General features: G+C 69.0%; 7 protein-coding genes. 2 read left to right on the forward strand and 5 right to left on the reverse strand.

Annotated features, from left to right (window positions below):
• Positions 1-157: 157 nt before the first annotated feature.
• Together Q0Q47_RS30700 and Q0Q47_RS30705 are read right to left on the reverse strand one after the other, a co-directional pair.
• Entirely contained in the window at positions 158-928 is a 771-nt protein-coding gene (locus Q0Q47_RS30700; protein WP_293868927.1) for a DsbA family protein, read from the reverse strand.
• Positions 929-963: 35 nt separating this feature from the next.
• Positions 964-2,367: a M48 family metalloprotease gene (locus Q0Q47_RS30705; protein ID WP_293868929.1), complete on the reverse strand. Its 1,404-nt coding sequence runs from the start codon at positions 2,365-2,367 to the stop codon at positions 964-966.
• Between the two features lie 255 nt (positions 2,368-2,622).
• Here Q0Q47_RS30705 and Q0Q47_RS30710 point away from each other — a divergent pair, with 255 nt between their 5' ends.
• Positions 2,623-3,804 (forward strand): aminotransferase class I/II-fold pyridoxal phosphate-dependent enzyme, encoded by a 1,182-nt coding sequence (locus Q0Q47_RS30710; protein ID WP_293868931.1) that lies wholly within the window; start codon positions 2,623-2,625, stop codon positions 3,802-3,804.
• 147 nt (positions 3,805-3,951) lie between these two features.
• Here Q0Q47_RS30710 and Q0Q47_RS30715 read toward each other — a convergent pair whose 3' ends face one another.
• The 3 genes from Q0Q47_RS30715 to Q0Q47_RS30725 all read right to left on the reverse strand — a co-directional run bounded on the left by Q0Q47_RS30715 (position 3,952) and on the right by Q0Q47_RS30725 (position 7,391).
• Entirely contained in the window at positions 3,952-4,824 is an 873-nt protein-coding gene (locus Q0Q47_RS30715) for a carbohydrate ABC transporter permease (RefSeq protein WP_293868933.1), read from the reverse strand.
• Positions 4,821-5,780: a carbohydrate ABC transporter permease gene (locus tag Q0Q47_RS30720; protein WP_293868935.1), complete on the reverse strand. Its 960-nt coding sequence runs from the start codon at positions 5,778-5,780 to the stop codon at positions 4,821-4,823. The genes Q0Q47_RS30715 and Q0Q47_RS30720 overlap by 4 nt, the downstream gene beginning before the upstream one ends.
• Before the next feature lie 249 nt (positions 5,781-6,029).
• Entirely contained in the window at positions 6,030-7,391 is a 1,362-nt protein-coding gene (locus Q0Q47_RS30725) for an ABC transporter substrate-binding protein (RefSeq protein WP_293868937.1), read from the reverse strand.
• A 251-nt stretch (positions 7,392-7,642) separates the two neighbouring features.
• On the opposite strand from Q0Q47_RS30725, the gene Q0Q47_RS30730 reads away from it, so the two are divergent.
• Complete coding sequence (locus tag Q0Q47_RS30730; protein ID WP_293868939.1) at positions 7,643-8,551, forward strand: LysR family transcriptional regulator; 909 nt, start codon at positions 7,643-7,645, stop codon at positions 8,549-8,551.
• Positions 8,552-8,823 lie beyond the last annotated feature (272 nt).

Here is an 8,823-nt window from a genome sequence, read left to right on the forward strand (position 1 = left end):
ACGCACCAATCGCTGAGCCACATCACTCGCAGTGTCTTCGCGCAAAGGTCTCCAGGATGAGGACGTTTGTTGCCTGAAAAGCGACAATCTCCTCATCCCGAGCAGCCGCCGCAGGCGGCATGTCGAAGGACGCAGAATCGTTCAACCGCCTATCCGTTCAGCAGGTCGCCTTGCCGCACTTGCGGACGGACGCGACCGTGGTCTTCAGCGGGTCGAGGCCCACGGCGCCGAACACGATCTCCTCGCCGACGATGAACGCCGGCGTACCCTGCAGCTTCAGGGCGTCGCCGATCCGCATCGATTCCTCGATGAAGGCGCGGGTGTCGGCGCTGTCGATGTCCTTGGCCAGCCGCGTCATGTCGGCACCGGCCTCCTTGGCCACCTGCATGGCCCGCTCCTTGCCGACGCGGCCACGGCTGTCCATCAGCTTGGCGTGGAAGTCCCAGTACTTGTCGCCCTTGAGCTGGTTCTTGACGGCGACGGCGACCTGCGACGCCTCCACCGAGTCAGGCCCCAGGACCGGGAAGTCGCGGATGATCACCTTGAGCTTGGGATCGGCCTTGATCAGGTCGCGCACGTCCGTGAGCGAGCGTTTGCAGTAGGTGCAGTTGTAATCCATGAACTCGATCAGCGTGACGTCGCCGTTCGGGTTGCCCAGCACCACGTTGCGCTGCGGGCTGGTCAGGGCGGTGGAGAACTCCCCGAGCGCCCGCTTGGCGGCCACCTTCTCGGCATCCTTCTGGCGCCGGTCGAGCTCGACCAGGGCGTCCTGGATCACCTCGGGGTTGTTGAGGAGGTAGTCCTTCACCAGCGCGCCGATGGCCGCCTTCTGCTTGTCGGTGAAGTCGGCGGTCTGGGCGAGCGCGGGCACGGCCAGGGTACCAGCCATGACCGTGGCCAGGGCGGCGCGGCGCAGGACCTTCAACATCGTCGTCTCCTTCAGGCCCCGGGGGGCGGTTCGCATCACGTCGGATCTCTGGGTACGCCGCTGCTGGGCGTGCGTGGGCGGTAGTTCACGATGTCCTCGGCCTTCAGGTAGCCGGGAGAGCCTTTCGGAAGCTTCTCCATGGCACGGGTCGCCTGGGTGGCGGCCATGCGGTAGTCGCCGGCCGTGAAGTAGGACTGGGCGGCGGCGTACTGCGCCATGCCGATGTCGCCCTTCTGGCCGTAGGCCAGGGAGAGCTGCCGCCAGCCGTCCGGCCAGTCGGGCTCGCGGGCCGTGGCGTTGGAGAGCTCCCGGATCGCCTCGGTGGTGTAGCCGGCATTGCCGGTGGCCACCAGCGCCTGTCCGAGCAGGATGCGCACGAGGCCCGCCGAGGGGGCCAGGGCGACGGCCTTGCGCAGGGGGCCGAGCGCCTCCTGCGGACGGCCGAACTCCAGGAGCGCCTGCCCCTTGAGCTCCCAGAACCAGGCGTTGTTCGGCTGCTCGCGCAGGAGATCGTCGATCTGGCTCATCGCGTCGGCGAGCTTCTTCTGGCGGTAGGCGGCGATGGCGCGCGCGTAGCGGGCCGCCAGCGAGCGGTCCGACAGCGGGTAGCGGCGGCCGACCTCCCCGGTGTTGCCGGAAAAGCCGAACAGCTTGGCGCGCATCAGGTCGTGCCGCGCCTGCAGCGCCGGCGCGTCCGGCTTGTCGTAGTTGGGGCTCTTCTTCGCCAGGTCTTCGAGATTGGCGATGCGCTCCTGCGGCATCGGATGGCTGACCAGGTAGGGGTCGATGCTCGAGGTCTTGAACATCGCTTCCTGGTTGAAGCGCTTGAACGTCTCCAGCAGGCCCTTGGGCGACTGTCCCGTGGCGTTCAGGTAGGTGATCGCCATGCGGTCGGCCGCCTGCTCTTCCGAGCGCGCATAGGCCAGCAGGCTGCGCATGGCCATTTCCTGGGAGCCCAGGAACACGCCCGATGCGCCGACGCCCGTGTTGCCGATGGCGCCCCGGGAGCTCGCCGCGCCCACCATGGCGCCGGCGCCCAGCAGCATGCCGACGATGGCCATGATCTGGGCCGTGGCCATCTGGTCGCGCAGGCGCGCGAGATGGCCGCCGGCGATGTGGCCGGTCTCGTGGGCCAGCACGCCGATCACCTCGCCCGGCGTCTTGGCGTCCATCAGCGCGCCGGTGTTGATGAAGATGCGCTTGCCGTCGACCACGAAGGCGTTGAAGGCGCGGTTCTGGATGAGGACGATCTGGATCGAGCCCTTGCGGATTCCCGCGGCGCCGAAGATCGGCGTCACGTAGTCGCGCAGCAGCTGCTCGATCTCGGCGTCGCGGATGATGACCTGGCTGTTGCCCGAGGCGCCGCTCTCCTGGGCGACCGCGGGGGGAGGGGCGGGCAGCGAGGTGGCCCCGAGCGCGAGCGCCACGGTCGTCGCCACCAACCGGCGCCAGCGCGGCTGGGGGCGCGCGGCCGCTCCCGCCAGGGCGGGGGCGTCGGGGGGGCAGGACGGACGAACGAACCAGCGCATTCCGGTCAACGAACCAGCATGAAACGAGGCCAGACTTAGGGGCGCGCCGTTTCACGGTCAAATCACGGCGGCGTGCCCGTTTCGCTGCTTGCCTTCCGATCGCGGCAAGGCCAAGGCAAGGGGGAGGCGCATGTGGCGCCGCCCCTGCCGGACCGAAGACCGCCGATGACCCGACCGATTTCCGCCACCCTCCACCCCAAGCCCTCCGCGCGCAGCAATGTCGCGCCCTTCCTGGCCATGGACGTCATGGCCGCGGCCAACCGGCGCGAGACGCAGGGCCTGCCGGTGGCCCACATGGAGGTGGGCCAGCCCGGCGCCCCGGCGCCGCGCAAGGTGGTCGAGGCGGCCCAGGCGGCACTGGCCATCGGCCGGATCGGCTACACCGAGGCCCTCGGGATCCCCTCCCTGCGCCAGCGCATCGCGCGCCACTACCGCGACGCCTATGGCGTGGAGGTGCCGGCCTCGCGCATCGTCGTGACGACGGGATCCTCCGGCGGGTTCATCCTGGGCTTCCTGGCCATGTTCGATCCGGGCGCCCGCGTCGCCATCACGGCTCCGGGCTATCCGGCCTATCGCAACACACTGCTGGGGCTCGGCCTCGAGCCCGTCGAGATCGAGACGACGGCGGCGACCGGCTGGGTGATGACCCCCGAGGCGGTCGAGCGCGCCCATGCGGAAAAGCCGCTGGCCGGCCTCCTGGTGATGAGCCCGGCCAACCCGTCCGGCACCATGATGAGCCCGCAGGCCCTCGCCGCCCTCGGGGAGACCTGCCGACGGCTGGGCCTGTGGTTCGTCTCCGACGAGATCTACCACGGGCTCACCTACGAGGCCCCGGCCGCGACCGCGCTCGCCTTCGACGAGGACGCCGTCGTGATCAACAGCTTCTCGAAATACTACTGCATGACCGGCTGGCGTGTGGGCTGGATGGTCGTGCCGGAAGCCCTGGTGCGGCCCATCGAGCGGCTCTCGCAGTCGCTCTACATCTCCGTGCCCTACCTGTCGCAGGTGGCCGCGGAGGCGGCCTTCGAGGCCACGGACGAGCTCGAGGCGATCAAGGCGGGCTATGCCGCCAACCGGGCCATGCTGCTGGAGGGGCTGCCCCGCATCGGCCTGCCGGACTTCCTGCCGGTGGACGGCGCCTTCTACGTCTATGTGGACATCGGGCGCTACACCAATGATTCCATGGTGTTTTGCCGCGAACTCCTGGAGCGCGAGGGGGTCGCCACCACGCCCGGCCCCGACTTCGACCCGGCCCGCGGCCACCGCTATCTGCGCATCAGCTTCGCCGGCACCCAGGACGATTGCCGGGCCACGCTGGAGGGGCTGGAGCGGTTCCTGAAGAGGTAGTCGCCTGCCCTCCACCGCTCCGTCGTCCTGCCCGGGCTTGGCCCGGGCATCCACGACTTCGGGCCGCGCTGCAAAGTCGTGGGTCCCCGGGCCAAGCCCGGGGAAGACGCGGAAAGATGGAGCACGGGGCAAGGTGGTCCGTTCCGCCTAGCCCTTCACCGCCCCGCCCAGCACGCCCCTGACGAAATACCTCTGCAGGGCGATCACGATCAGCAGCGGCACGGCGATCGAGATGAAGGTGGCGGCCGTGAGCAGGCTCATGCCGCCACCCTCGGTCTGGACGAGGCCCGCCACCTGCACGGTCAGCGGCGCAAGGCCGCTGGTCCCACCGAGGAAGATCAGCGGCGTGAGCAGGTGGTTCCAGGCGATCAGGAACTGCAGGATGGCGAGCGAGGCGAGCACCGCCCCCGACAGCGGCAGCACGATCTGCAGGAAGATGCGCAGCTCCGAGGCCCCGTCGATGCGGGCGGATTCGATGAGCTCCGATGGCACGCCGGCGAAGAAGCCGCGCAGCAGGAATACGCCGAAGGGGATGGTGAGCCCCATCTCGAAGATCCAGACGGGCACGAAGGTGCCGTTGATCCCCACCGCGTTGGCGAGCTTCAGCATGGGCACGAGCACGACCTGGGGCGGTAGCACCTGCAGGCCGACGAGCGCCAGGAACACGGCCACGCCGCCGCGAAACGACATCTTGGCGAGGCTGTAGGCCGCGATTGCCGAAATGAGCACGGTGCCGATGGTGGTCGGAACCGCCACGGCGATCGAGTTCACCAGGCTGCGCCCGACCCCGGTGATGCGGATCGCGTCGACGTAGTTCTCGATCACGAAGCGCGGCGCGAACAGCACGGACCACCAGCCGCTCGTCGAGGCGTCGGCCTCGGTGCGGAACGAGGTGACGAGCAGCGCCAGCACCGGCGTGAACCAGACGACGCAGAGCAACGCCAGGCAGGCGCTCGCGACGGCCTGCTTCACGCGGCTCTCGCCCACGCCGCCGGCGATGTCGGGTGCGCTCCCGCTCATGCCGCGGCCCTCGTCTGGCGGATGTTGAGGATGATCACCGGCGAGGCCATCAGCAGCAGAAGCATGGCGATGGCGCTGGCGTGGCCCAGGTGCTGGGTCACGAAGAGCTCGTGGTACATCTTGTTGGCGATGACGTCGGTACCGTAGGAGCCGTTGGTCATCACGTAGACGATGTCGAACACCTTGAGCGTGAAGATCGCCTGGGTGGTGGCGACGACCAGGATCGTCGGCCAGAGCATGGGCATGGTGACGTAGCGGAACACGCTGGCGTCGCCCGCGCCGTCGAGCCGGGCCGCCTCGACGAGGTCGCGCGGGATCGTCTTGACCCCGGCCGAGATGATCAGCGTGGCGATGCCGAGGTTCATCCAGACGGCGACGAAGATCAGCGCGAAGCTGTTGAGGTTCTCCTCCAGGAGCCAGGGCACCGGCGCGAAGCCGAGCCCCTTCAGGAGCGCGTTCAGCGTGCCGAGCTGGGGCAGGAAGGGCGCCTTGTACTCGTACATCATGCGCCAGATCACGCTGCCCGCCACGAAGGAGATGGCGGTCGGCAGGATCAGGAAGGTGCGCGCCACGCGCTCGAACTTCACCCGGTCGAGGAGAAGGGCGGCGATGATGGCGAGCCCGGTCGTGACGGTGGGGAAGACCGTGAGCCAGATGACGTTGTTCACGAGCACCGGCTGCATCGCCTTGCCGAAGGCCCAGGCGTAGTTCTGCAGGCCGACGAAACCGCCTCCCTTCGCGTCGCTGACGCTGAGCAGCACGGTGATGGCGAGCGGATAGACGAGCACGACGCCGACGATCAGCAGCATCGGCGCCATCCACACCCACGGCCGCAACCGGGCCTGCCGCGCCTCGGGCATGCGGCGGATGACGCTCTCGCCGAGCACGATGAAGCCGAGCACGAGGGCCGGGATGGCCACCATGCCGAGGGCGATCTGGGAGATCTGGGGGATCATGCGCGAGACAGCCGGCGATATCGGGGGAAGGGCGCTCTCCCTCCCCTGCAGGGGAGGGTGGCAGCCGCGAAGCGGCTGACGGGTGGGGGCGGTGGTCGGGAGTTCTCGCGATGCCGGGGCCGTCCCCGACAACGCGCCTCGTCCTGAACCTTTGTCCCCACCCCCGGCCTGCGGCCGGCTCCCTCCCCTGCAGGGGAGGGATGGCACCCTTTCGTCCGGGGTCGGTGCATGTCCGCCCCTGTGCCGGCCTTACTGCTTGGCGGCTTCGATCGAGGCGAGGACCTCGTCGAGGCTGTTGGGGTTCTTGATGTACTGGACGATGCCTTTCCAGTAGGCGGCGACGACCGGCGGGTCGACGACGAGCGTCGGCACGGCGATGAGCGTGCGGTCCGGGCCGAGCAGCTGCTCCTTCGCCTTGCGCGTCGTCGCGTCCGTGTAGGCCGCGACCGGGACCTTCTGGTTGGCGACCGTCCAGTTGCCCGTCGACGCCACCAGCGCCTGCGCCTCGGGGGAGGCGAGGTAGGCGAGGAAGGCGGCGGCCTGGGGCGTGTTCTTGAAGGCGAGGTGCAGCGTGCCGCCGAAGATCTCGTGCTTGGCGAATTCCGGTGTCATCGCCGGGATCGCCATGAAGTCGAGGTTCTCGATCGGCTTCACCTCCGGGTAGATGAGCCGGGTCAGGCCGCCGGCATAGATGCCCCACAGCATCACGTCGCAGGCCGGGGGCTTGGAGAACATGCCCGTGCCGATCTTGATCGCCGGCGTCGACAGGACCGTGAGCGGGCCGCCGGCCACTATCTTGGGATCGGTGACCATGGCGCCGAAGGCCTGGAAGGCGTCCTTCACCTCGGGCGAGGTCCACTTCAGCTCGCCGCGGGCCCAGGCCTTGGTCTTTTCCGGCCCGTATTTCTTCAGGAAATAGGCCTGGATCCAGTTGCCGCCGACGGCGCCCGAGGCCGGGCCGCGCTCGTCCGCGTGGCACCAGGGGGTCTTGCCCGAGGCGGCCTTCTTCTTGGCCCAGCCATCGAACTCCTGCCAGCTCGCCCCCTTGGGGCCGTCATAGGTCTGGACGTTGTACCAGACCATGAAGCTCGCGATGCGGTCCCACACGCCGTAGATCTTGCCGTCGACCATGGTGGCGTCGAGCAGGCCGGCGTCGTACTGGCCCTGCAGCCGGTCCTTGCCGATCATGGCGCCGACGTCCTGCAGCTTGCCGGCCTTGGCGTAGCGCACGAGGTTGTTGATGTTGGTCGAGTCGGCGATGTCCGGCGGGTCGCCGGCCGCCACGCGCGTCTGCAGCACGGCGGCGAAGTCGGTGGTCCCGGTGTAGTTGACGGTGATGCCGGTCGCCTCCTCGAAGGGCTTCCAGGTGGCCTTCAGCATCTCGAGTTCGCGGCCGCCGTCGACGCCGAGCACCGACACAGAGCCGCCGATCGTCTTGCCGCCGGCGATCGCCTTGGCGGCGGAGGACGCCGCCTCGAGCATCTGCGGCGGGAACGTCACGCCCTGCGCCATCGCGGGCGCCGCGGCCAGGATCGTCAGGGCCGCTGCCGTTCCCGTGAGCGCCGAAAGCCAACCCCTGCCGGCCCCGCGTCCCTTGCCTTCGAGCTTCATCGCGTCGTCCTCCAGGCGTTTGCCCCGTTTCCGGACCGATGGTCGAGCCTGAGCGACACCGGTCTCGTCTTGCGCATGCTTGCACTGCCGCCCGGTCCGTTCCAGCGCGGTGCGCCTCGGACGCGGCGGTTTTTGTTTTACACCTTAAACGACTGTGCTCTGATGGCCGCCGGTGTCAATCAACTACAGCTGCCGCCGGCATAACGGGTTGGAATACCCCGCGGGCGGGGTCGGCAGGGAACCCGTCCCGCATGGCCATGGATCTCCGGCAGCTTCGCCACTTCGTCGCCGTCGCCCAGCACGGCAGCTTCAGCCGTGCCGCCGACAGCCTGCGCCTCACGCAGGCGGCGCTGAGCAAGAGCATCCGGACGCTGGAGCTCTCGCTCGGCGTGCGCCTGCTCGACCGCGGGCCGACGGGCGTGTCGGTGACGAACTACGGCGAGCACCTCCTGGGCTATGGCAAGACGCTGCTGGCCCTGTCGGACGAGGCGGTCGAGGAGCTGGAGTGGCTCAAGGGCGGGCGTCGCGGCACCCTCAACATCGGCTCGCTCGCCGGCGCGCTGCGCAGGGTGGTGCCGAGCGCCGTGCTGCGCTTCAGCGCCAGTCGGCCCGACGTGCGGATCGTCGTCCACGACGGGCTGGGCGACACGCTCATCACCTCGCTGCTGTCCGGCGCGCTCGACCTCGCCATCACGGCCCAGGCCTTCGAGGGCAGTTCCACTGACTTCGAGGTCCGCGTGCTCACGGAGGAGACGATCACCTTCGTGTGCGGGCGCCACCACCCCCTCGCGGCGCAGGACGTGGTCCGCCTGGAAGACCTGGTGGCCCATCGCTGGGTCATTCCGGCCCGCTCCGAGCCCGATCGCCTCAAGCTCGACGCCCTGTTCGCCCGCTCCGGTCTGTCGCGGCCCGAGCCCGCCTTCGAGACGACCTCGATCGTCTTCCTCGGCGCCATCCTCAACCAGACCACGCATCTGAGCTACCTGCCGATGTCGGGGACGCAGGGCCTGCCGACGCCCGAACTCGTGCCGCTGCGCATCGCCGAGCCCACCTGGTCGCGCAAGACGTCCGTGGTGTTCCGCCGCAAGGGCGTGGTGCGTCCCATCGTGCTGGCCTTCGTCGAAGAACTCGCGCGGGCGGCCGCGTCCGAAGCCGCCTGAAAGCTTTGGGCCAGGAGGCGCCCCCTCTTTCTCTGCCGTCATGCGCGGGCTTGGCCCTTCGACATGCACACAAGTGATTGTCGATGGCTGAGCGCGCTTTCCCTCCCCTGCAGGGGAGGGTGGATCGCGCGAAGCGCGAGACGGGTGGGGGCAGTGCCGCAGGACTTGGCGCGAAGACAGGGCCGGCCCTGACATATCCGCCTCTTTCTTTGCCGCCGTCCCCACCCGTCAGCCGCTTTGCGGCTGCCACCCTCCCCTGCAGGGGAGGGAGA

It is taken from the genome of uncultured Alsobacter sp., assembly GCF_945952055.1.
Taxonomy (GTDB): Bacteria; Pseudomonadota; Alphaproteobacteria; order Rhizobiales; family Beijerinckiaceae; genus Alsobacter.

Coding starts and splice junctions, on each gene's coding strand:
- Q0Q47_RS30710 (WP_293868931.1), top strand. CDS start 2,623: ATGACCCGACCGATTTCCGCCACCCTCCACCCCAAGCCCTCCGCGCGC.
- Q0Q47_RS30715 (WP_293868933.1), bottom strand. CDS start 4,824: ATGAGCGGGAGCGCACCCGACATCGCCGGCGGCGTGGGCGAGAGCCGC.
- Q0Q47_RS30725 (WP_293868937.1), bottom strand. CDS start 7,391: ATGAAGCTCGAAGGCAAGGGACGCGGGGCCGGCAGGGGTTGGCTTTCG.
- Q0Q47_RS30720 (WP_293868935.1), bottom strand. CDS start 5,780: ATGATCCCCCAGATCTCCCAGATCGCCCTCGGCATGGTGGCCATCCCG.
- Q0Q47_RS30730 (WP_293868939.1), top strand. CDS start 7,643: ATGGCCATGGATCTCCGGCAGCTTCGCCACTTCGTCGCCGTCGCCCAG.
- Q0Q47_RS30700 (WP_293868927.1), bottom strand. CDS start 928: ATGTTGAAGGTCCTGCGCCGCGCCGCCCTGGCCACGGTCATGGCTGGT.